This is a genomic window from Leifsonia sp. PARNA 1/14 (assembly GCF_055720965.1).
In genome coordinates this window covers 17,816-41,227 of the sequence record NZ_JBVQSP010000008.1, presented here as the reverse complement: position 1 = coordinate 41,227, position 23,412 = coordinate 17,816, and the positions used below count along the sequence as shown (strand labels likewise).

The following is a 23,412-nucleotide window of genomic DNA, read 5'->3' as shown; positions in this document are numbered from 1 at the left end:
CCGGATATCTCCGGAGTTGCAAACGCGGCCAGCTGCACCACAACTCCGGAGGTCGGGGGCCGGAAACGACCCGTTCTCCGGAGTTGCGGTACACCCGGCGGCCTGTCGCCCGTGGCCTCCGGAGTTGCCGACGCTCAGGCCGGGACGGCGGAGACGGTGCGGTCGATGGTGGTCTGGCCGAGGACGCGGGTGCCGACGTAGACGACGGCGGTCTGGCCGGGGGCCACGCCGTTCAGCGGGTCGTCCGGCCGCACCACCAGCTCGCCGTCGCGGACCTGCGCGACAGCGGGTACCGGATCGGCGTGGGCCCGGATCTGCACCTCGCACGCGAACGGCGTCTCGAGGTCGGCGGGCGGCAGGCCGGCCCAGGTGAAGCGCGACCCGGCGATCTCGGCGATGTCGAGCGCCTCCTTCGGGCCGACGACGACCGTGTTGTCCTTCGGCCGCACCTCGAGCACGAATCGCGGCCGGCCATCGGGCGACGGATACCCGATGTTGAGCCCCTTGCGCTGCCCGACGGTGTAGGCGTGGGCCCCTTCGTGCGAGCCCAGGCGGTTGCCCTCGCGGTCGAGGATGTCGCCCTGCGCCGCGCCGACGTGCTCGGCGAGCCAGCCGCGCGTGTCGCCGTCGGGGATGAAGCAGATGTCGTGGGAGTCCGGCTTGTTCGCGACGCTCAGCCCGCGTGCGGCCGCCTCGGCGCGCACCTCGGCCTTGGAAGGCGTGGCGCCCAGCGGGAACATCGCGTGCGCGAGCTGCTCGCTCGTGAGCACGCCGAGCACGTACGACTGGTCCTTCGCCCAGGCGCTCGCACGGTGCAGCTCCCGATTGCCGTCGGCGTCCGTGAGGACGCTCGCGTAGTGCCCCGTGCAGACGGCGTCGAAGCCGAGGTCGAGCGCCTTCTCGAGCAGCGCGGCGAACTTGATGCGCTCGTTGCAGCGCATGCACGGGTTGGGCGTGCGGCCGGCCGAGTACTCGGCGATGAAGTCGTCGACGACGTCGAGCTTGAACCGCTCCGAGAAGTCCCACACGTAGTACGGGATACCGATGATGTTCGCGGCGCGCTGCGCGTCCATCGAGTCCTCGATCGTGCAGCAGCCGCGGCTGCCCGTGCGCAGGGTGCCCGGCATCCTGCTGAGGGCCAGGTGTACGCCCACGACGTCATGCCCCGCCTCGACGGCGCGCGCCGCCGCCACGGCGGAATCGACGCCACCGCTCATCGCTGCCAGAACTCGCACCCGAAGAGTCTACGCCGGGGCTCCTGAGCGGCGGCCGGGCGCCCGCTCGGCCAGCCCGGCCCGCGAGGCCTGCGCGTACGCCGGGGGCAGCGCCGCCAGCAGAGCGTCCACATCAGCGTCGGTGGAGGTGCGCCCGAGCGTGAACCGGAGCGCCCCTCGGGCCTCCTGTTCGCTGCGCCCCATGGCCAGCAGCACGTGCGACGGCTCGGGGATGCCCGCCTGGCAGGCGGAGCCGGTCGACACCGACACGCCCGCGAGGTCGAGCAGGAACAGCAGCGAGTCGCCCTGGGCGCCCGGGAAGACGAAGTGCGCATTGGAGGCCACCCGCTCGTCGACCGCGGATCCGTCCGCCCGCTCCGGCCCGCTCAGCACGGCCTCCGGAACGGCCTCCCGCACCCCGCGGATCAGCCGGTCGCGCAGCGCTGTCAGGCGCCGCACCTCCTCGACGCGTTCGGCTTCGGCGGCCCGGGCCGCCGCCGCGAACGCCACGGCCGCGGCCACGTCCTGCGTCCCGCTGCGGACGTGACGCTGCTGGCCGCCACCGTGGATCAGCGGGACGACCGCCGATCGACGGCCGAGCACCAGCGCACCGATCCCCACCGGGCCGCCGATCTTGTGCGCCGAGACGCTGAGGGCGTCCACGCCGAGGGCGGCGAAGTCGACGGGGAGGTGCCCGTAGGCGGCGACCGCGTCGACATGGACGGGAACTCCCGCCGAGCGCCCCAGCGCCGCGAGCGCGGGGACGGGCTGGATCGTCCCCACTTCGTTGTTCACCGACAGGAACGTGAGCAGCGCGACGTCGTCCGGCGTGGCGAGAGCCGACTCGACCGCGTCGAGGCGGATGCGCCCCTCGTCGTCGAGCGGCAGCCAGTCGGGCCGGGCGCCCTCCGCGCGCTCCAGCCACTCGACCGCGTCGACGGTCGCGTGATGCTCACCGCCCGGCACCAGGATGCGCGAACGAGCATCCTGGCCGTTCCTGGCCCAGAACATGCCCTTGACGGCCAGGTTGATCGCCTCCGTGCCGCCCGACGTGAACACGACCTCGATCGGGTCGCAGCCCAGAGTGGAGGCCACCGCCTCGCGCGCCTCCTCCAGCATCCGCCTGGCCTGCTGGCCCTGACTGTGGATGCTCGACGGGTTGCCGACGAGCCCCAGCGCGTCGGTGAAGGCGGCGAGCGCTTCTGGACGCAGGGGCGTGGTGGCGGCGTGGTCGAGGTAGACGGGCACCGGGGCCTCCTCAGGGTGCGGCACGGTGTGTCACTACTCTAGAACGCATGACTTCCGTGGATCCTCTGCGCAACCTGGGCGTCCGTATCGGTCCGCACGGCGGCGAGCTTCGGGTCTACTCCGAGCACGCCGACGCGATGGAGTTCTGCCTCTTCGATCCCAAGGACCCGGACTGGCGTACCAAGACCGTGGAGATGCACCGGGATGCGAACAACGTGTGGCTGGGCCGTTCGCGCAGCCTCCAGGTCGGAAGCCTCTACGCCATCCGGGCCTCCGGGCCCGCGTCGCCGCAGAACATGTTCAACCCGGAGAGTCTGCTGCTCGACCCCTACGCGCGCGGGCTCACCCGGGTCGGCCCCGAGGAGTGGCGTTCGACCGTGGTCTCGGACGGTTTCGACTGGGGGGACTCGCGCAAGCCCGCGACCCCGCTCGACCATACGGTGGTCTACGAAGCGCACGTGCGCGGCATCAGCCACCAGAACCCGGAGGTGCCGGAGGAGCTGCGCGGAACCTATGCGGGTCTCGCGCACGCCTCCACGATCGCCTATCTGCAGAGCCTCGGCATGACTGCTGTCGAGCTCCTCCCCGTGCACGCGTTCACCTCCGAGCAGCGACTCATCCGCGAGGGTCTGACGAACTACTGGGGCTACAACACCCTGAACTTCTTCAGCCCGCACGCTCCGTACGCCACACGCGCCGCGCAGGCCGAAGGGCCCGAGGGCGTCCTCCGTGAGTTCAAAGGCATGGTGAAGCTGCTCCACGAGGCGGGCATCGAGGTGATTCTCGACGTGGTCTACAACCACACCTCCGAAGAGGGCATCGGCGGTCCACGCACCAGCTTCCGCGGCATCGACAACGCCACTTACTACCGCCAAGACGCCGACGGCGTCTACATCGACGTGACCGGCTGCGGCAACACCGTCGACTTCGGCCACCCGGTGCCCCAGCGGCTGGTGCTCGACTCGCTTCGGTACTGGGCCGAGGAGGTGCAGATCGACGGCTTCCGTTTCGATCTCGCCGTCACCCTCGGCCGCGGGGAGGACAACGCCTACCACCGCGATCATCCCCTGCTCACCGCCATGCTCGACGACCCGGTGCTCTCCGGCAGCAAGCTCATCGCCGAGCCGTGGGACGTCGGGATGGGGGGCTGGCAGACCGGCGACTTCGCCGACGGTTGGTCGGAGTGGAACGATCGCTACCGCGACCGCGTGCGCAACTTCTGGCTCGCCGACATCGCGGACGCGCGGCGGAACGGCCAGGCACCGATCGGCATCGGCGGCTTCGCCACGCGCCTCGCCGGCTCGTCCAACACGTTCTCGCCCGAGCGCGGCCCGCTGGCCTCCATCAACTTCGTCACGGCTCACGACGGCTTCACGATGGCCGACCTCACGGCCTACAACGTGAAGCACAACCTCGGCAACGGGGAGGACAACCGCGACGGCACCGACAACAACCGCTCGTTCAACCACGGGGCGGAGGGGCCGACGCACGACGAGCGCGTCCTCCTCGACCGGCGCAAGGCCATGCGCAACCTGATGGGCACACTGCTGCTCTCGGCCGGCGTGCCGATGATCACGGCGGGCGACGAGTTCGGGCGCAGTCAGCGCGGAAACAACAACGCCTACTGCCAGGACAACGAGCTCACCTGGATGTCGTGGCTGCGCACCCGGGAGCAGCGCGAGATGTTCGACACCACCCGGCGGCTCCTCGAGCTGCGCCGCGACAACCCCGCGCTTCGGCCGAGCCGGTTCGCCGTGCTCGGGCAGACCACGCCGAACGCCAGCCACATGGACTGGTACGACTCGACCGGCGCGCTGATGGACGACGAGGACTGGAACTCGCCCGAGAACCGCACACTGCAGTACCTCGCGGCCTCCACCCCCGACAAGGAGGACTTCAACCGGGTGCTCCTCATCGTGCACGGCGTGGAGGACGACGTGGAGGTGTCCCTCCCGGTCGCGCCGGGGGTCACATCGTACCAGCTGCTGTGGGACAGCGCCACCCAGGTCCCGATCGCCGAGGACGGCGTCGAGCTCGAACCGGGCGCCATGCGCATGGTCGGCGGCACGTCGATGCAGCTGTACCGCGCCAACGGGCCACGCGTGGAGACGCCCGCGGGAGCGGCCGAGGAAGCGACCGCCGAGGCCGCCTCCTGATGGCGAAGCGACCCGCCGGCGCCGGAACCCCGGCCTCCACGGCGCTCGCCGCGGCGGGAATCCCGTTCATCCTGCACCCGTACGAGCACGACCCGGCCGCGACCTCCTACGGTCTGGAGGCCGCCGCGGCACTCGGCGTCGAACCGGAGCGCGTCTTCAAGACCCTCCTGGCCGACACCGAACTGGGCATCGTCGTCGGCGTGGTTCCGGTGACCGGGATGCTCGACCTCAAGGCGCTGGCCGCGGCTGTCGGCGCCAAGCGCGCCACGATGGCCGACCCGGCCGTCGCCGAGCGCCGCACCGGCTACGTGGTGGGCGGCATCTCCCCCATCGGGCAGAAGAGCCGTCACGTCACCGTCGTGGACGAGACCGCGCAGCTCTTCGACACCGTCTTCGTCTCGGGAGGCCGCCGGGGCCTCGACGTGGAGCTGAGCCCTGCAGATCTCCTCGCCGCCACGGCCGCCACCTACGCGCCGCTCGCCAAGTAGCCCCGTTCGTCCCCTCAGGCGGAGACGACCAGGCCGAGCTCGGCCGCCGACAGCAGGAGGTCGTTGACGGGGACGATACGGACGGTATAACCGAAGGAACCCGCCCAGGTGAGCGTCACTCCCCCCGAAAACTCGAGGGCCACGGAGGGGTCCGCACCGGGGATGGTGTGATCGAGGTGCAGACGCTCGTAGCGCACACCGGTGAGGTCCTCGCTGTCGTAACTCCGGCCGTAGACGAGCTGTACCTCGACGTCCTCCGGCCGGAGGCCGTTCAGGTGCACCAGCGCGCGCACGCGCAGCTGGTCTCCGACCTGCGGCACGGCGTCGAGTCCTCCCGCGTCCACATGGGCCACGTTGACGCCGGGCCACGCAGATCGCACGCGGTCCTTCCACGCCGCGAGGTCGCGCGCGTCGCGGTAGTCGTCGGCGCTCAGGCGCTTCTCGTTGGCGGCCGCGGGCATGTACAGGCGCTCCACGTACTCGCCCACCATCCGCTCCGCGCTCAGCGGGGCCGACAGCGTCGCGAGCGTGTGGCGGATCTGGGCGACCCAGGCGTCGGGCACACCGTCGCTGTCGCGGTCGTAGAAGCGCGGCGCGATCTGGTGCTCGATCAGGTCGTACATCGCCTCGGCCTCCAGCGCGTCGCGCTCGGCGCCGTCGCCCGCGGCGTCCGCCGACGGGATGGCCCAGCCGTTCTCGCCGTCGTAGAACTCGTTCCACCAGCCGTCGAGGATCGACAGGTTGAGCCCGCCGTTCAGCGCCGCCTTCATGCCGGAGGTCCCGCAGGCCTCCAGCGGTCGCAGCGGGTTGTTCAGCCAGACGTCGGTGCCCGGGTACAGCTGCTGGGCCATTCCGATGTCGTAGTCGGGCAGGAACACCATCCGCTGCCGGATCTCGGGCTCGCTCGCGAACTGCACGAGCTTCTGGATGAGCCGCTTGCCCTCGTCGTCGGCCGGGTGCGACTTGCCCGCGATCACGAACTGCACGGGGCGGTCCGGGTGCAGGAGGATGTTCCGCAGCCTCTGCGGGTCGTGCAGCATCAGTGTGAGCCGCTTGTAGGTCGGCACGCGTCGCGCGAAGCCGATCGTGAGCACGTTCGGGTCGAGGAGGTCGCTCATCCAGACCGGCGCGATGCCGCCCGGGTTCTGGGCCTCCCACGCCGCCGCCAGCCGCCGGCGCGCGTCACGGACGAGCTGCTCCCGCATGCGGGTGCGGACGCTCCACAGGTCGAGGTCGCTGACCGCGCCGGAGTTCGCCCAGTCGGCGTGCGTGGTGTCGGCGGTGCCGAGGCGCTCGAGCGCCAGCGACCGCAGCATCGGGTCCGTCCAGGTCGGCGCGTGGACGCCGTTGGTCACCGAGTCGATCGGCACCTCGGGGCTGTCGAACCCGGGGAACAGACCGCCGAACATCTGCCGGCTGACCTCCCCGTGCAGCCGGGACACGCCGTTCGCGTGCTGGCCCAGCCGCAGGCCCATGACCGCCATGTTGAACACAGCGTCGGAGCCGCCAGGGTAGTCCTCGGCGCCGAGCGGCAGGACCTGCTCCACCTCGACGCCCGGCAGCAGCGGCGCAGAGAAGTAGCGCTCCACCAGCGGCCGGTCGAAGCGGTCGATGCCGGCGGGGACGGGCGTGTGGGTGGTGAAGACGGTGCCGGCGCGGACGACCTGGAGGGCCTCGTCGAACGTGAGCCCCTCTCCGATCAGGTCGGAGATGCGCTCGAGGCCGAGGAAGCCGGCGTGACCCTCGTTGGTGTGGAACACCTCCGCGGCAGGCGCGCCGGTGAGCTCGGTCCAGGCCTTGACGGCGCGCACGCCGCCGATGCCGAGCAGCAGCTCCTGCAGCAGCCGGTGCTCCCCGCCTCCGCCGTACAGCCGGTCGGTGACGGAGCGCAGGCTCTCGTCGTTCTCGGGGATGTCGGTGTCGAGCAGCAGCAGCCGCACCCGGCCGACCGCGGCCTGCCAGACGCGCGCGTGCAGTTCGCCGGTGGGCAGCGCGAGCGTGATCTGCACCGGCGACCCGTCCGGGTCGCGCAGGACGCTGAGGGGGAGGCCGTCCGGGTCGAGCACCGGGTAGCTCTCCAGCTGCCAGCCGTCGGGCGTGATCGCCTGCGAGAAGTAGCCGGAGCGGTAGAAGAGCCCGACGCCGACCAGGGGGACCCCCAGGTCGCTCGCGGCCTTCAGATGATCGCCGGCGAGGATGCCGAGGCCGCCGGAGTACTGCGGCAGGGTCGCCGCGATCCCGAACTCGGGCGAGAAATATGCGATGGAGGCCGGCGCGGCGTCGCCGAGCGACTGGTACCAGCGCGGGTCGTGGATGTAGGACCGCAATTCGTCCCTGACGTGGTTCGCCCAGTCGACGTAACCGGAGTCTGCCGCCAGCTCGGCGAGCCGCGACGGCTCGACGGAGCCCAGCAGGGCGATGGGGTCGTGCCCGACCTCCTGCCACAGCTCGGGAGAGATGCGGGCGAACAGCTCCTTGGTCGGCTCGTGCCACGACCAGCGGAGGTTTCCTGCGATCTTCTCCAGAGCAGAGAGGTTCTCGGGGAGGACGGCGCGGACGGTGAATCTACGGATGGCCTTCACTCGCACGAGCATAAACGAGGCTCGTGACGGGATGGTTAAGTCGGGCTCATGACGGGCGGATGAATGAGTGTACGGTCGGCATGTGGCAAAGAGCGCAGCGACCAAACCATCAGCCGCCGCAGCAGAACCGGCGTCGGCACCCGTCGAGACGGGATCCACCCAGGCGGCGACCGCCGAGTACGAGCCCCTGCTCCCCCGCATCCCGATCCTCGACCTCTCCCCCCAGGTCGACGAGGGCCACTGGGCGGCCACGGCGTTCAGCGGCGAGGTCGTTCCGTTCGGGGTCACGGCGTTCCGGGAAGGCCATGACCGGATCGGCGTGGACTTGCTCCTGCTCGACCCGTCCGGCGCCCAGACCGAGCACCACATGCACGCCATCGCGCCGGGCACCGACCGGTGGGAGGTCGAGGTCCAGCTGGAGCAGGAGGGCCTCTGGCGCTACCGGGTCCAGGCCTACGCCGATGAGTACGCCACCTGGCGGCACAACGCCGAGGTCAAGGTGCCCGCGGGCATCGACGTCGAGCTGATGCTGACCATCGCCCATGACCTCCTCACCACCGCCGCGGCCGACAAGCGCCGCAGCACCGCCGAGCGCCGGCACCTCTCCGAAGCCGCACGCGTGGTCGCCGACGCCGATCGCGGAGTCGACGAGCGGTTCCAAGCGGCGATCGACGACCGGATCAAGCGGATCCTCACCGAGCGTCCCGTCGTGGCTCTGCCGTCGCTGTCGCCGACGCGCGCGGTGCTGGTCGAGCGCACGCGGGCCGGCGTCGGCAGCTGGTACGAGTTCTTCCCCCGGTCGGAGGGCGCCAAGCGCCTCCCGGACGGCAGCTGGCAGTCCGGCACCTTCCGCACCGCGGCCAAGCGCTTGCCGGAGGTCGCCGCCATGGGCTTCGATGTCGTCTACCTTCCGCCGATCCACCCGATCGGCCGCACCTTCCGCAAGGGCCCGAACAACACGCTGGAGGCCGGCGAGAACGACCCGGGCTCACCCTGGGCGATCGGCGGCCCCGACGGCGGTCACGACGCCATCCACAAAGACCTCGGCACCGAGAAGGACTTCGTCTTCTTCCTCGGCAAGGCCAAGCAGGCCGGCCTCGAGATCGCCCTCGATCTCGCCCTCCAGGCCTCCCCCGACCACCCCTGGGTCACGCAGCACCCGGAGTGGTTCACCACCCTCCCCGACGGCACCATCGCCTACGCGGAGAACCCGCCGAAGAAGTACCAGGACATCTACCCGATCAACTTCGACAACGACTACGACGGGCTCCGCACCGAGGTGCTGCGGATCGTGCGGTACTGGATGTCGCTGGGCGTGCGGATCTTCCGCGTCGACAACCCGCACACCAAGCCGCTGCACTTCTGGGAGTGGCTGATCCACACGGTCAACGAGACCGACCCGGACGTGGTCTTCCTCGCGGAGGCGTTCACGCGGCCCGCGCTGCTGCACACGCTCGCCAAGGCCGGCTTCCAGCAGTCGTACACCTACTTCACCTGGCGGAACACGAAGGAGGAGCTCGAGGAGTTCCTCAGCGGCCTGGCGGACGACACCGCCGACTTCCTGCGGCCCAACCTATTCGTGAACACGCCCGACATCCTCACCGAATACCTGCAGTTCGGCGGCCCTGCGGCCTTCAAGATCCGCGCGGCGATCGCGGCGACGGGAGCGCCGACCTGGGGCGTGTACTCCGGGTTCGAGCTCTACGAGAACGTCGCGCGCCCGGGCGCCGAGGAGTACATCGACAACGAGAAGTACGAGTACCGTCCGCGCGACTACGCCCGCGCCGCCGCGCTCGGCCGCTCGCTCGCGCCCTACCTCACCATGCTCAACCGCGCGCGCAGCGAGCACCCCGCGTTGCGGCAGCTGCGCAACCTGCATGTGCACGGGAGCGAAGACGACTCGGTCCTCGTGTACTCGAAGTTCCTCGCCGGCGAGTTCACGCGAAGCGGCAAGCCCGACGCCGTCCTCGTCGTCGCCAACGTCGACCCGCACTCGGTGCGCGAGACGATGGTGCACCTCGATGTCGCCGCATTCGGCATCGCACCGGGGGCGCAGTTCGAGGTGCGCGACCTGGTGACCGGCCAGCGGTGGACTTGGGGCGCCGACAACTACGCGCGCCTCGACGCGTTCACCGAACCTGTGCACATCCTGACCATCAAGCCGTTGGAGGCCGCACGATGACCCCGATCCCCGAAGGCGCTGCCGCTGTCGACCTGCCCGCCCTCGACGACGCCGTCCTGCACGCCGTCGCGACCGGGAGCTACCACGACCCGCACGCGGTGCTCGGTCAGCACCAGGTCGCGGCACGCGGCGTGGAGGACCCGATCACGGTCATCCGCGCGCTGCGGCCGCTCGCCGAGGCGGTCTTCGCGATCCTTCCGACCGGCGCGCACATCGAACTCGCCCACCTGGCCCACGGGATCTGGCAGGGCGTCGACATCGTCGGGCCCGGCGCCTACGAGATCGAGGCCCGCTACTCCGGCGGCGCCACCTGGACCACCGACGACCCCTACCGCTTCCTGCCGACCATCGGCGAGCTCGACCTCCACCTGATCCGAGAGGGCAGGCACGAGCAGCTCTGGACGGCCCTCGGCGCGCACGTGCGCGACCTGGGCGGCGTGGCGGGGACGGCGTTCACCGTCTGGGCGCCGCACGCACGAGCCGTGCGCGTGGTGGGCGACTTCAACGGCTGGGACGGCACCCTCCACGCGATGCGTAACATGGGAGCCTCCGGCGTCTGGGAGCTGTTCGTCCCCGGCCTCGGCGAAGGCGCCCTCTACAAGTTCGATCTGCTCGGCACGAACGGCGAATGGGTGCGCAAGATCGACCCGATGGCCCAGGCCGCCGAGACCCCTCCCAACACGGCCTCCGTCGTCACCGTCAGCCGCCACGCGTGGGAGGACGGCGAGTGGATGAGGCATCGGGCCGCCAGCGACCCGCACGCCGGGCCGATGAGCGTCTACGAGCTCCACTTCGGCAGCTGGCGACCCGGCCTCGGATACCGGGAGGCAGCCGACCAGCTCATCGACTACGTCGGCGCCCTCGGCTACACGCACGTGGAGTTCCTGCCGCTCGCCGAGCACCCGTTCGGGGGCTCATGGGGCTACCAGGTCACCGGCTACTACGCGCCGACCAGCCGGTTCGGCTCCCCCGACGACCTCAAGTACCTGATCGACCGACTGCACCAGGCGGGCGTCGGCGTGATCCTCGACTGGGTGCCCGGCCACTTCCCGAAGGACGACTGGGCGCTCGCCCGCTTCGACGGACAGGCGCTCTACGAGCACTCGGACCCCCGTCGCGGCGAGCACAAGGACTGGGGTACGTACATCTTCGACTACGGCAACTCGCAGGTGCGCAACTTCCTCGTCGCCAACGCCCTGTACTGGCTCGAGGAGTTCCACATCGACGGGCTGCGCGTCGATGCCGTGGCGTCGATGCTCTACCTCGACTACTCGCGCAACGAGGGCGAGTGGGAGCCCAACATCCACGGGGGTCGCGAGAACCTGGAGGCCATCGGCTTCCTGCAAGAGGTCACCGCGACCTCCTACAAGCGCAACCCCGGCACGGTGATGATCGCCGAGGAGTCGACCAGTTACGCCGGCGTCACCGCGCCGACCTCCTCGGGCGGTCTCGGCTTCGGACTCAAGTGGAACATGGGCTGGATGCACGACGCGCTCCAGTACATCCACGAGGACCCGATGTGGCGCAGCTACCACCACAGCGAGATCACGTTCTCGTTCGTCTACGCGTGGAGCGAGAACTTCCTGCTGCCGATCAGCCATGACGAGGTCGTGCACGGCAAGGGCTCCCTCATCGGCAAGATGCCGGGCGACCACTGGCAGCAGCTGGCGAACGTGCGCGCCTTCCTCTCGTTCATGTGGGCGCACCCGGGCAAGCAGTTGCTGTTCATGGGCCAGGAGTTCGGGCAGTACTCCGAATGGAGCGAGGAGCGCGGCCTCGACTGGTGGATGCTCGACCAGCCAAGCCACCGCGGGCTGTGGAATCTCGTCGCACAGCTCAATGCCGTCTACCGGGACAACCCGCAGCTCTGGGCGCTCGACAACGACCCGGCCGGCTTCGAATGGCTCGACGGGTCCGACGCTGCCGGCAACGTGCTGGCGTTCCTCCGCAAGGATCGCGACGGCTCGCCGATCGCGGTGCTGCTCAACTTCTCCGGAGCCCCCCACGAGGGCTACCGCGTGGGCCTGCCGTTCGCCGGCGAGTGGGAGGAGCTCCTCAACACCGACGCGAGCGACTTCGGAGGCTCGGGAGTGGGCAACTTCGGCGGCGTGACGGCGCACGACGAGCCGTGGATGGGCCGTCCGGCCTCTGCCGTGCTGACCCTGCCTCCGCTGGGCGCGCTGTACCTCCGGCCGCGGCGCTGAACAGACGGCGGCGCTGAGCCGCTGAGAAGCGGGTCAGACCGCCGCCTGGCGGAGCCAGGCCGCATAACCGAGGCCCTCGACGGCGTGCTCGGGCGCCAGATTCCGCCCGGAGCGCCAGGCCGACCCGAGCGGTCCGCCGAGTCGCACCGGGAGGATGGGGCGGCGGCTGCCGCTGGCCTGCTTCCACTGCCGGGCGAGCGAGCGCGCGGACTCGACGCGCGGTCCGCCCACAGTGCGGATCGAGTCGGGGTCGCCCGCTCCCTCCACCGCGTCGACGAGCACGCGGGCGACGTCGGCCACCGCGATGGGCTGGAACCGTGTGGCCGAGGGCGCGGTCAGGATGCCGAAGCGGCGACCGCGCTCGAAGACCGCGGTCACGAAATCGTGGAACTGGGTCGCGCGCACGATCCGGGTCTCCAGCGGAGAGTCGAGGTAGGTGCGCTCCTGCACCAGCTTGGCGCGATAGTACGGATAGCGCGCGTCGTCGATGCCGGCGATCGAGAGCAGCACGGCCTGGCCCACTCCGAAACGCGCCGCCGTGTGCAGGAGGTTGCGGGATCCGTGCGCGAACACGTGCGACGCGCGTCGCCCGGTCGCGTTGCTCGCGTCGAGCACGACGTCGACACCGTCGACGGCCTCCTCGAGTCCATCGCCTGACACGAGATCGACGGTCACATAGTCGGCGCCGACGACATAGCTCTCGGAGTCGTCGTCGGGGATGCGCCGGGCCGCGACCACGACGCGATGGCCGCGCTCCACGGCCTCGGCGGCGACGGCGCGACCGGCCAGACCGGTTCCGCCGACTACGAGCACACGGGACATGCGCGAGCCTTCCAGGCGAGGGGGTGTCAGCCGTCCACGATCTCGCCGGTTCCTCCCGAAAGCGGAGGCTGGCCGTCAGTAGAGCAGCGAGGCCAGCCTAGCCCGCGCCTTGCCGACGCGGGGGTCGTCCACACCGACGATCTCGAAATACTCCAGGATGCGCGCCCGCACCGCCTCTTTGCCCGCGGCGTCGAGGGTGGGGAACAGCGTCAGCAGCCGGTCGAACGCGTCGTCGACGTGCCCGCCAGACAGGTCGAGGTCGGCGACGGCGAGCTGGGCCTCCCGATCGGAGGGGTCGGCCGCCGCGGCGGAGCGGATCTCGTCCAGCGTGCGACCGGCGAGGCGGTCGAGCAGGCTCACCTGGGCGAGCCCCGCGATCGCCATCGTGTCGCGCGGGTCTTGCGCGATCGCGGTCTTGTACGCGGCAATCGCCGCCGGGTAGTCGCCGCGGTCGATCGCCTCGTAGGCCTCCGCGTGCAGCGGCGGCAACGGCTCCGGCTCGGGTTCGGGCGTTTCGCCCTCGGGGGTCTCGCCCGCGGCGACATCGACCTTCGCGGTGCCGGCGACGCCGTTCTGCGCGGCCAGTTCGAGCAGCTGGGCGACGACGTCCTTCACCTGGTCCTCAGGAAGCGCGCCGGCGAACAGCTGCACGGGACGGCCCGCGACGATGCCGGCGACGGTGGGCACGGACTGCGCCTGGAACGCCTGCACGAGCTGCGGGTTGGCGTCGACATCCACCTGCACCAGCACGATCCGGCCCGCGAGGTCGGAGGTGACCTTGTCGAGCACGGTGGCCAGCCTCCGATCGGGATCTGCCCACGAGGCCGACAGCGCGACGACGACCGGCACCCGCATCGACAGGTCGATGAAGTCGTTGAAGTTCGCGTCGGTGCCCTGGAAGAACAGGCTGGGGAGCTCGATCGGCTCTCCGGCGCCCGCTTCTGCGGAGCCGCCCGCGGCTGCACCGTCGGCTGCCCCCTGCGGCCGGTTGACGAGGCCGCTCAGGTCGACGGCGCCGCGGAGGTTGGTCGGGGTGGGCGGGATCTGGCTCATGCGGTTCTCCTGAGGCTGGCGGTTCATGGACGACACGTCCGAACGAGTTAACAGGATACGGCGATGCGGGCCACGGCACGTCGCGAGCGGCTAGTGCGCCCCGCGGGGCCGGCTACTGCACTTCTCGAGCAGAGACCAGGCCCTGCGAGAAGCCGAGCAGGCGCACCTTCTCCGACGAGCCCGCCGGCGGCACGTAGAACGCGAGCTGGTAGCCGTACACCGACTCGATGCCGGTGTTCGACTGGGCGACCCCGCTCAGCGCGGCCGTCGTCGCGCCCGCGATGACCTGGGCGCCGGCCTCCTGGACCTTGTGCAGCTGCACCTCTTCGGGGTTGACCCACACGATGGCTCCCGAGTCGTTGGTCGCCATCGAGATCACCGGCCCCGTGCCCAGCCGGCTCGCGAAGGTCAACGAGGACGTGTTGCCGAACTGCTGCGCCAGGCGCGCCTGCTCCTGCTGCTTCCACGAGGCGCCGACCTGGGCGACGAGCTTGTCGTCCGTCAGGTCGAAGCTCGACAGCCACTTGCTCTTGTCGCCGTTGAGGAGGATGTCGCCGTACGCGGCGGCGATCTCGTTCGGCTGCACCTTGAGCAGCTTGGAATCCGGCGGCACGACCGCCGCGCCGATGCTGGCGGGAGCGAGGTTGGGCACCTTGACGTTCGGCTCGAGCGCGATGGCGTACTCGACCATGTAGTTGTCCCGCGGCGTCTGCTGCACGAGGGCGAGAGCGAGGGGGGCCTGGGCCTTGCCCGTCGCGTCGTTCGGCATCTTCAGCACAGCCGTCACCGTTCGCGGCCAGCTGTCGGTCGCCTGCGGCAGCGACAGCTCCAGAGGTCCGGCCGGGATGGCAGGCAGGGCCGGCTGGTCGGCCTTCTTGGCGCGGATGGCGTAGTTGGCCTCCCGGAGCTGGAGGGCGGGGCCGATGAACCGGAGCTTCGCGAGCGCCGGGTCGTTCTTGGCGTCGGCGTTGGCCGCCGCCACCGAGATGCGTTTGACGATGCGCTCGAGCTGCGGAACCGTGACCGCGGGTGGGAGCTGGTTGTCGCCCTTCGGCGCGCTCGTCGGCGTCGGCGTCGGCGTGCCGGTCGGGCCGTCGGCGAACGCGGCGCCCGCTCCGGCACCGGTGAACGCCAGGACGCCGGCGAGCACGGCAGGCACCATCACACGGGTACGACGGCTCGCACGGCGTCCGCGCGGGGTCGCCTCGATGGAGGCCGTCGGCTTGTACTTCGGGGCTTTGGGGAGCTTGGGCATCTTGGGTCCGCTCTTGCGTCGGGGGCCGCGCGACTTGCGGTGGGTGTACAGCCCCCACAGGTACAGCGCGATGCCGATCACCAGGAGCACGAGGCCGCCGATGATGAGCGGGAAGGCCCACGGCGTGCTGGTGTCGACCGGCCAGGTCAGCAGGATCTTGTCGGGCGCCGGCTTGGTGCCGTCGCTCGCGATGATGACGCTCACGCCGCTCGGCACGTTCATCTTGGTGGTCTGGGCGTCCTGCCCGTCGTACTCCTCCAGCCAGAGGTCCGAGCCCGCGGGGTTGGGTCCGGGTGTCGCGGCCGCCGTCGACCCGGATCCGGCCGTGGGGGCCGGCGTCGGCGTCGCCGTCGGAGCCGGGGTCGCGGTCGACCCGTCGGAGGAGTCGGAGTCGGTGGAGGCCTGAGGTGTGACCGTCTTCACGGCGAGGGCGCCCGAGGCCGCCTTGTAGCTCACGGCGGCGTACTTCTGGTCGCCGAGCCACGATTTCACGTCCGCCGTGCGTCCATAGGCGACCAGCTGGGTCTTGGCGTCCGACGCCCCCGCGATCGACAGCGTCTGCTGTCCGGGGTGGGCGTTGAGCACCGCGCTGTCGATCACGATGTAGCGTGCGTCGCCGCCGACGGTCGCCGTGGCAGCGATCTGCGAGGGGGGTGCGAAGATCGTGCGCTGGGCGATGCCGGCCACGATCATGACGGCAGCGACCACGAACGCGACGATGGCCAGTACGAAACGCAAACAGACTCCTCATGTGCCGGGAGGGGCGGGCACAGTCACACAACAGTAGTGGAGCACCCTGAGAGGCATCTAACCGTTGTCTGCACGCTCACGCAGTCCCCCATGCGGGTACGGGCGTCGAAATGTAAGATCGATGCGGCGCGCGTGCGGCTCGCTCACCCGGAATCCCCCTTCAGGAGTAACACAGTGGCCACCGACGAATCGAACTTCACCCAGGTCTTCCGCGGCTACGACAAGGATGAAGTGGACCAGGCCGTCCAGGACCTCCGGCGCGAACTCATCAAGTCCAACACTCAGTCGGCCGACCAGACCAAGGAGATCAAGCGCCTCCAGCTGCGCATCGACGAGCTCAGCGCCGAGATCGAAGAAGTCGGCAGCCCTACTTACTCCGGCCTCGGCACGAAGCTCGAGAACACCCTCCGCGTCGCCGAGGAGCAGTCGACCCGGCTGATCGCGCAGGCCGACATCGACGCCGAGAAGCTGCGCTCGGGCGTCACCGCCGACGTCGAGAAGATCAAGAAGACCGCCGCACAGCAGGCCGAGCGCGTGCTGGCCGACGCCCAGGCGCGTGCCACGACCGCGCTCGAGGACGCCCAGATCGAGTCGGCCGAGCTGCTCGCCCGTACCCGTGCCGACAAGGAGACGCTCCTCACCGACGCGATGCGCGAGGCGGCAGCGATCCGCGGCGCCGTCGCCACCGAGGCCGCCGAGCTGCGCGCGACGAGCAAGCGCGAGGCCGCCGCGGTCCGCGCGGAGGCCGACCGCGAGGGCGCGGAGCTCAAGGCCGTCGCACTGCGCGAGGCCGAAGCCGCCCGCGCCGAGACGGCGGAGCTCGACCGCACGATCGCCGCACGCCGCAGCGAGCTCGAGAACGCCCTCGCCGCCGACCGGGCCGTATTCGAGCGCGAGTCCGCGCAGACGCGCCTGGAACTCGACAAGAAGGTGGCCGAGACCACCGACCGCCTCGCCGCCGAGCAGACCTCCGCCCGCGACACCCTCGCCGCCGAGCTGGCGGAGGCGCGCGCCGAGCTCGCCGACGAGGTGGAGCGGCAGCGCGCCGCCCTTGCGGCAGAGGCGGCGCAGACCCGCGCCGACCTCCAGCACGAAGACACGACGGCGCGCCAGGCGTTGGCCGACGACGTGGAACAGACGACGACCTCCCTCGCCGCCGAGGTGGAGCAGACCAAGAGTGCGCTGGCGGCGGAGGTCGAGCAGACCAAGGCGCGACTCGCCGACGAGGTGACGACGACGAAGGCTGCCCTGGCCGACGAGGTCGCGCGCACGAAGGGCGAGCTCGCCGACGAGGTCACCCGCACGAAGTCGGCCCTCGCCGACGAGGTCACCAGCACCCGCTCGCAGCTGGAGGCCGACGTCACGGCGGCGCGCTCGCAGCTGGAGACCGACGTCACGACGACGCGGTCCGCGCTCGCCGACGAGGTCGAGCGCACCAAGAAGGAGCTCGCCGACGAGGTCCTGCAGACCCGCACCACGCTCGAGCGCGAGACGACGGAGACGCGGGCTGCCCTCGAAGCCGACCGCATCTCGACGGCGGCCACGCTCGCCGCCGACCGCGACCGTACGGCCAACGAGCTCGCCACCCAGGTCGAGAACACCCGCGCCCAGCTCGCGGCCGACCGCGAGCGCGCCGCCGCCGAACTCGCCGAGACGGTCGAGAGCACGCGCGCCGACCTCGCCGCAGAGGTCGAGGGCACGCAGGCGGCCCTCGCCGCAGACGTCAAGCGCACGCAGGCGTCGCTCGCGAAGGAGGTCGAGAAGACCCGCTCCGCCCTCGCGAAGGAGGTCGAGACCACGCGTGCCGCGCTGGCGGAAGAGGTTGAGACCGCCCGCGCCGAACTCGCGGAAGAGGTGGAGACCACTCAGGCCGCCCTCGCCGCCGAGGTCGAGACCACCCGCTCACAGCTCGCCACCGAGGTGGACGCGCTCCGCAAGGAGGTCGACTCCGAAGCCACACGCATCCGTGCCGACCTCGCCGCCGAGGTCGGAGAGGCCCGCACCGCCCTCGCCGAGGAGCTGGCGACCGAGCGCAGCGTCCTGGCCGCCGAGGTCGCCACCACGCGCGCCCAGCTCGCCGCCGACGTCGATCAGACCGCAGTGCGCCTGGCGACCGAGAAGGAGCAGACTCTGTCCGCCCTCGAAACCGAGGTCGTCACCACCGAGACCGCCCTGGCCGCGGAGGTCGAGCAGACAAAGTCGGCGCTGGCGGCGGAGGTCGAGCAGACAAAGTCGGCCCTCGAAGCCGAGGTCACCACCACGAAGTCCGCGCTCACCGCCGAAGTCGAGCAGACCAAGTCGGCTCTCGAAACCGAAGTCGCCACCACGAAGTCCGCTCTCGCCGCCGAGGTCGAGCAGACCAAGTCCGCCCTCGCCGCCGAAGAGCAAGAGACCCGATCGCGCCTCGCCGACGACCGCGAGCAGACGCGCAGCGCACTCGCCGCCCAGGTGAAGCGCACCACCGCCGATCTCGCCGACCAGCGGGCGACCACCGCGCAGGAGCTCAAGAACGACCGCGAGCAGCAGCGGCTCGAGCTCGAACGTGAGGCGGAGCAGACCCGCGTCACCCTCGCCGAGGAGACCGAGCGGGCTCGCGTAGCGCTCGACGCCGAGACGGCCAAGGCCCGCGCCGAGATCGCGCGCGAGACAGCGGAGGCGCGCACTGCACTCGACGCCGAACTCGCCGAGCAGCAGGCAGCCTTCGATCAGGAGGACGCCACAGCGCGTGCGGCCCTCGAGGCCGAACTCGCCGCGCAGCGCACCTCCACTCTGGCCGAGCTCGACAGGCGCACGCACGAGATCGAGCAGGCGCGGATCGACCTCGACGTCGAGTTGCGCGCCCGGCGCGACGAGGCCGAGAAGGAGTACCTCGGCCGCCACCAGGAGGCCGTGGCCCAGACCCAGAAGTACCTCGACGAGGCCAACGTGCAGCTCGCCGACGCGGTCAAGCGCACCGCGCAGGCGCGCACGGAGGCCGAGACCTTCGACACCGAGGCCCGCGAGACGGTGAAGTCGGCCCGCAAGGAGGCCGAGAAGGTCGCCGCCGGCATCGTCCGCGACGCCCAGGAGCGGGCCGACGCCCTCATCGAGGAGGCGGAGGAGCGCACGCAACGCCTGGTCGCCGACGCGGAAGAGCGCCTGTCCCAGATTAGGATTGAGCGCGAGGCTGTGGCCGGGTACTTCGAGAACCTGCGGGGTATGCTCCAGCAGGCCGACAAGGTGTCAGCCGACGACTGACCTCCGGCCGGCCGGAGGGGTCGGCTGCGGAGGGGAACTCAGTGAAGATCCAGAACGCGTTCCGCGTGGGGCTGATCGGCACGCTGGGGGTGGGACTCGGCGTCCTCATCCTCACGTCGATCGTCAGCCTCGCCACGATCATCACCTACATCGGCGCGGCGCTGTTCCTCGCGCTCGGCATCGAGCCGTCCATCTCGTTCCTGGAGCGACGGAAGTTCCCGCGCTGGCTGGCACTCGTCCTCACACTGGTCGTCATCCTCGGTCTGTTCGTCGCTCTGATCTGGGCGATCGTCCCGGTCGCCGTCGGCCAGGCCACACAACTGGTCAACAACACGATCAATTGGGTCAACAACGGCGGGGCCGAGAGCTGGTTCCTCAGCCTCCAGCACCAGTTCCCGACGATCGTCAACCAGCAGAACATCAACGCGGTCACCGACTGGCTGCAGAAGAACCTCCCGGACATCACGTCGAAGGTGCTGCAGACGGGCATCGGGATCGTTCAAGGCGCCTTCGGCGTGATCATCGTGGTCATCCTCACGATCTACTTCACGGCCTCCCTGCCGAGCATCAAGCGCGCCGCCTACCAGCTCGTACCCGCCTCCCGCCGCTCGCGGTTCGCCGACCTCGGCGACCAGATCACCGACTCCGTCGGCAAGTACGTGATGGGCCAGGTGTCGCTGGCGCTGGTGAACGGCGTGCTCAGCGCGATCTTCCTGACGATCATCGGCGCCAAGTTCCCCATCCTGCTCGCATCGATCGCGTTCTTATTCTCGCTGATCCCGCTGGTCGGCACGATCACCGGCTCGGTGATCATCGTCGCCGTCTGCTTCCTCTCCGGAACTCCGACCGCGATCGCCGCCGCGATCTACTATCTCGCGTACATGCAGGTCGAGGCATACATCCTCAGCCCGCGGATCATGAACCGCGCAGTGTCCGTTCCGGGCGCCCTCGTCGTGGTCGCCGCGCTGGCCGGCGGCACGCTGCTGGGCATCCTCGGCGCTCTCGTCGCCATCCCGTTCGCCGCTGCGATCCTGCTCATCATCAAGCAGGTGGTCATCCCGCGGCAGAACGAGCTCTAGTGGGGTTTCAGGCGGGCGGCCACTGCGTGGGCAACGGCAGCGCGGCCGGGTTCAGCCGCTCGACGATCTCGTCGAGCACCCGACGTGTCTGGTTCTCACCCACCCAGAGGTGCTTCCCGCCCTCGACGTCGACCAGCTCGATCTGCGGCAGCGGCCGGAACCGCTCCGCGGCCTCCGCGGGCTTCAGGTAGTCGTCGTGCTCCGGGATGAGCGCCACGATCGGTCTCTCGTCACCGGCCCAGGCCGCGAGGTGCTCCGGCTTGGCGCGGTGCAGCGGGGGCGAGAGCAGGATGATGCCATCGACCGGGCACTCCCGGCCGTACATCAGCGCGAGTTCGGTGCCGAAGGACCACCCGAGCAGCCAGGGGTGCGGGAGGCCGCGCTCGCCGACGAAGGCCATCGCCGCCTCCACGTCGTAGCGCTCGTCGATGCCGTGGCCGAACTCACCTTGGCTGCGACCGCGCGGCGACGCGGTGCCCCGCGTGTTGAAGCGCAGCACGGCGATGTCGGCTAGCGCGGGCAGCCGCCCGGCGGCCTTGCGGAGGATGTGGGAGTCCATGAAGCCGCCGCCGGTCGGGAGCGGGTGCAGGGTGACCAGCGTCGCGACCGGCTCGCGCTCCAGCGGGCTCGCGAGCTCTCCCACGAGAGTCAGGCCGTCCCTCGTGCGCAGCTCGATGTCCTCGCGACGCGCAGGCAGCTCGATGCCGCCGCGGATCTCGGTCGGTGTGTCTGTCACGTCCGTCGTCTCCTTCACCCGTTCAGGCGATCTTCCAGCACGTCACGTGCCAGTGCCGTCGCGCAGCGAGGTCGGCCGAGTCACCGAGCACGCCGTCCGCGCGCCAAGCGACCAGGTGAGCGACCGCCGGCGCGATTTCGCGGCCGCAGCCCGGGCACAGGTAGCTCTTCTGCGCCTGGAGCGCTGACACGGGCTGCACGTTCCATTCGACGCCGCGCCGCACCTCTACCCGCTTCCAGCCCGCCAACAGGCGGTCGAAGCCGTCCTGCTCCTCCTCACGCTGCTCGCCATGACGGCGGCGGGGGCGATTGCTGCGGGGCACTCCCCCAGTCTATGCAGGCCCGGGTGTCGCCTGCCTCCCCGCGCGCAGTACCATCGCCGCATGAGCGACGAGGCTCGTAACACCGACGCCCTCGCGGCGCAGCTGCTCGCCACCGAGCACTGGAGCCTCCTCGCGTCGCGCAGCACTACGCAGAACGAGGTCCTCACGCGGATCAGCATGTTGTTGACGCTGATGTCGGCTGCGCTGGTGAGCATCGCGCTCGTCGGGCAGGCCACGGACTTCGCGGGAATTTTCCCGGCCTTCGCGGACGCCTTGCTCGGCCTCCTGGTCGTTGTGGGAGTCCTCACACAGGTCCGAGTCACGAACGTGGCTATGGAGGATCTGATGTACGTGCTGGCGATGAACCGTCTTCGGGCGCAGTACGTCCGGCTGGCCCCGGACGTGGCCCGCGGGCTCTTCGCCTCCACGCACGACGACCAGGCCGGCGTGACCCACACGTATTACTTCCTGGGGCGGCGGGGTCAGAGCCAGGTCTTCGGGAGCAGCATGATGTTCACCTTCGTCGTGAACGGTTCCCTGCTGGGACTGTTCTTCGGTGTGGTGCTCGTGACGAACGGCGTCGATGTCGGGTGGTCCTGGACCGTCGGGCTACTCTGTGCGCTCGCCTTCATCGTCGCGTCGACGTGGTTCGGCGCACGGATCTACAACCGATTCTGGCGCGACTACGCCCCGCACAACCCGGGTTCGGACCCGGACGCGGAGTAGCGCTCGCTCAGTACCAGCCGCTCGACTGGGAGTGGCCCCAGGCGCCGCAGGGGTTCGTGTACCGGCCCGCGATGTAGCCGAGGCCCCACGAGATCTGCACGGAAGCGTCCGTCTGCCAGCCCGGTCCCATCTTGCTGCCGGGAAGGGCCTGCGGGATGCCGTAGGCGCCGCTGGGGTTGGACGCGTTCACGCGCCAGCCCGACTCACGGTTCCAGAGCGCGACGAGGCAGCTGTACTGGTCGTCGCCCCATCCACGCTGTTGCACCATCTGGTACGCGATGGCCTTGGCCGTCCCCGGGTCGGGAACGGGTGCCGAGGGAGCGCTGGAACCGCTGCCGCTGTTGCTGCCGCTCGAAGACGACTTGGTCGGCGTCGGAGTCGGCGTGGGGGTCGGCGTGGGTTTCGGCTTCACGCCGAGGACATCGCGCGTGACCGTGGTCGCGGAGGCATCCGGAGCCGTCAGGCTCTGGACCGGCGCGTCTCCGTAGCGGGAGGTCTGGTCGATGTTCTGCAGGGCGTCGGCATACGCCGGAGTGGCTGCGCTGCCCGAGTACGGGTCGACCACATTGACGAGCGCGAAGCCGACGGCCGCCGTGAAGGCGAATCCCCAGATGGCCGCTCGCGACCTGATGTGAGGGCGCCGCGAACGGCGGAATGCGACTCCGACCGGGTTGGCAGGGGTCAGCGGAACGATCTCTGCTGCTTCTCGTCTACCCACGATCACAAGACCATAACGAACAATTCACGAGTTTCCAAGGAGAGACACCCAAATTCAGGTAATGACCAGCCTCAGCTAATGACCAGGCTCAGCGGACTGCCAGCATCACGTCGGTGACGCTGTCCAGGAGGAGATCCACCTGCGCCTCACGATACCCCCCGCGCTGTTCGCGGAAAGTCACGGTGCGCACCTCGTCGACGCTCATCGGCCGGCCGTCCTGGAAGTACTTCACGAGCCGGCCGGCGAAGCGGTCGACGTCTTGGCGGTTGTAGCCGAGAGTCAAGAGGCTGACTCTCTGAAACCTCTGGCCGACGGGTCGTTCGAGGCGATCGAGGATCGCCTGAGCCGTCGTGCGCGCCTGCTCGAACCACTGGGCGTCACTGAGGTCACCGCGCGCCGCCTCCCGCTCCCGAGCGGCGAAGGCGTCCTCCAGACGCTCGAGCGCAGCATCCACGTGCGAGGTCGAATAGCCGCCCTTGGCCATCGAGAACGCCGTGTGACGGATGTCTGCCGCCGTCAGCGCGTTGCTCGACGACGCGTCCGCGTCGTACGCCACACGGGCGTTCACCAGGAAGTCGTCGACCTGGTCGACGTCGTATCCGAGCTTCGACTTGGGGCTCCGGGGAAAGGTGCTCACCAC

The 23,412-nt window shown here is 70.2% G+C and carries 17 protein-coding genes; 7 read left to right on the top strand and 10 right to left on the bottom strand.

What is annotated here, in order from left to right:
* Positions 1 to 134 precede the first annotated feature (134 nt).
* Positions 135 to 1,235: a tRNA 2-thiouridine(34) synthase MnmA gene (gene mnmA / locus AC0HS0_RS18375; RefSeq protein WP_472965590.1), complete on the bottom strand. Its 1,101-nt coding sequence runs from the start codon at positions 1,233 to 1,235 to the stop codon at positions 135 to 137.
* Positions 1,236 to 1,244: 9 nt separating this feature from the next.
* Positions 1,245 to 2,462, bottom strand: a complete 1,218-nt coding sequence (locus AC0HS0_RS18370; protein ID WP_472965589.1) for a cysteine desulfurase family protein — start codon at positions 2,460 to 2,462, stop codon at positions 1,245 to 1,247.
* A gap of 47 nt (positions 2,463 to 2,509) precedes the next feature.
* Here AC0HS0_RS18370 and glgX point away from each other — a divergent pair, with 47 nt between their 5' ends.
* Both glgX and ybaK read left to right on the top strand, forming a co-directional pair.
* Positions 2,510 to 4,618, top strand: a complete 2,109-nt coding sequence (glgX, locus tag AC0HS0_RS18365; protein WP_472965588.1) for a glycogen debranching protein GlgX — start codon at positions 2,510 to 2,512, stop codon at positions 4,616 to 4,618.
* Complete coding sequence (ybaK, locus tag AC0HS0_RS18360) at positions 4,618 to 5,106, top strand: Cys-tRNA(Pro) deacylase (protein WP_472965587.1); 489 nt, start codon at positions 4,618 to 4,620, stop codon at positions 5,104 to 5,106. Before glgX ends, ybaK begins: the two co-directional genes overlap by 1 nt.
* Positions 5,107 to 5,120: 14 nt before the next feature.
* Here the strand turns inward: ybaK and glgP are convergent, their stop codons facing one another.
* Positions 5,121 to 7,688, bottom strand: a complete 2,568-nt coding sequence (gene glgP / locus AC0HS0_RS18355) for an alpha-glucan family phosphorylase (RefSeq protein ID WP_472965586.1) — start codon at positions 7,686 to 7,688, stop codon at positions 5,121 to 5,123.
* Between the two features lie 82 nt (positions 7,689 to 7,770).
* Between glgP and AC0HS0_RS18350 the strand changes: the two genes are divergently transcribed.
* Both AC0HS0_RS18350 and glgB read left to right on the top strand, forming a co-directional pair.
* Positions 7,771 to 9,870 carry an alpha-1,4-glucan--maltose-1-phosphate maltosyltransferase gene (locus AC0HS0_RS18350; protein WP_472965585.1) on the top strand — a complete coding sequence of 700 codons (2,100 nt, stop codon included), beginning with the start codon at positions 7,771 to 7,773 and terminating at the stop codon, positions 9,868 to 9,870.
* Positions 9,867 to 12,074 carry a 1,4-alpha-glucan branching protein GlgB gene (gene glgB / locus AC0HS0_RS18345; protein WP_472965584.1) on the top strand — a complete coding sequence of 736 codons (2,208 nt, stop codon included), beginning with the start codon at positions 9,867 to 9,869 and terminating at the stop codon, positions 12,072 to 12,074. Before AC0HS0_RS18350 ends, glgB begins: the two co-directional genes overlap by 4 nt.
* Before the next feature lie 33 nt (positions 12,075 to 12,107).
* Here glgB and AC0HS0_RS18340 read toward each other — a convergent pair whose 3' ends face one another.
* The 3 genes from AC0HS0_RS18340 to AC0HS0_RS18330 all read right to left on the bottom strand — a co-directional run bounded on the left by AC0HS0_RS18340 (position 12,108) and on the right by AC0HS0_RS18330 (position 15,942).
* On the bottom strand, positions 12,108 to 12,911 hold the full coding sequence (locus AC0HS0_RS18340; RefSeq protein WP_472965688.1) for an SDR family oxidoreductase: 804 nt from the start codon (positions 12,909 to 12,911) through the stop codon (positions 12,108 to 12,110).
* Positions 12,912 to 12,971: 60 nt separating this feature from the next.
* Entirely contained in the window at positions 12,972 to 13,949 is a 978-nt protein-coding gene (locus AC0HS0_RS18335) for a tetratricopeptide repeat protein (protein ID WP_472965583.1), read from the bottom strand.
* A 112-nt stretch (positions 13,950 to 14,061) separates the two neighbouring features.
* Positions 14,062 to 15,942: a DUF8094 domain-containing protein gene (locus AC0HS0_RS18330; protein ID WP_472965582.1), complete on the bottom strand. Its 1,881-nt coding sequence runs from the start codon at positions 15,940 to 15,942 to the stop codon at positions 14,062 to 14,064.
* Positions 15,943 to 16,128: 186 nt separating this feature from the next.
* Here AC0HS0_RS18330 and AC0HS0_RS18325 point away from each other — a divergent pair, with 186 nt between their 5' ends.
* Both AC0HS0_RS18325 and AC0HS0_RS18320 read left to right on the top strand, forming a co-directional pair.
* The gene (locus tag AC0HS0_RS18325; protein ID WP_472965581.1) at positions 16,129 to 19,191 is read left to right on the top strand and encodes an apolipoprotein A-IV repeat region-like domain-containing protein; all 3,063 of its coding nucleotides are present in this window, start codon (positions 16,129 to 16,131) and stop codon (positions 19,189 to 19,191) included.
* Between the two features lie 41 nt (positions 19,192 to 19,232).
* The gene (locus AC0HS0_RS18320; RefSeq protein ID WP_472965580.1) at positions 19,233 to 20,270 is read left to right on the top strand and encodes an AI-2E family transporter; all 1,038 of its coding nucleotides are present in this window, start codon (positions 19,233 to 19,235) and stop codon (positions 20,268 to 20,270) included.
* Between the two features lie 7 nt (positions 20,271 to 20,277).
* On the opposite strand, the gene AC0HS0_RS18315 is transcribed toward AC0HS0_RS18320, so the two are convergent.
* A complete protein-coding gene (locus AC0HS0_RS18315) occupies positions 20,278 to 21,006 on the bottom strand; it encodes an alpha/beta hydrolase (protein ID WP_472965579.1) in 729 nt (242 codons plus the stop codon).
* Positions 21,007 to 21,028: 22 nt separating this feature from the next.
* Positions 21,029 to 21,328: a hypothetical protein gene (locus AC0HS0_RS18310; RefSeq protein WP_472965578.1), complete on the bottom strand. Its 300-nt coding sequence runs from the start codon at positions 21,326 to 21,328 to the stop codon at positions 21,029 to 21,031.
* A 60-nt stretch (positions 21,329 to 21,388) separates the two neighbouring features.
* On the opposite strand from AC0HS0_RS18310, the gene AC0HS0_RS18305 reads away from it, so the two are divergent.
* Positions 21,389 to 22,054 (top strand): hypothetical protein, encoded by a 666-nt coding sequence (locus tag AC0HS0_RS18305; protein WP_472965577.1) that lies wholly within the window; start codon positions 21,389 to 21,391, stop codon positions 22,052 to 22,054.
* Between the two features lie 7 nt (positions 22,055 to 22,061).
* Here AC0HS0_RS18305 and AC0HS0_RS18300 read toward each other — a convergent pair whose 3' ends face one another.
* Positions 22,062 to 22,772, bottom strand: a complete 711-nt coding sequence (locus AC0HS0_RS18300; protein WP_472965576.1) for an aggregation-promoting factor C-terminal-like domain-containing protein — start codon at positions 22,770 to 22,772, stop codon at positions 22,062 to 22,064.
* A gap of 88 nt (positions 22,773 to 22,860) precedes the next feature.
* Complete coding sequence (locus AC0HS0_RS18295) at positions 22,861 to 23,409, bottom strand: DivIVA domain-containing protein (RefSeq protein WP_472965575.1); 549 nt, start codon at positions 23,407 to 23,409, stop codon at positions 22,861 to 22,863.
* Positions 23,410 to 23,412 lie beyond the last annotated feature (3 nt).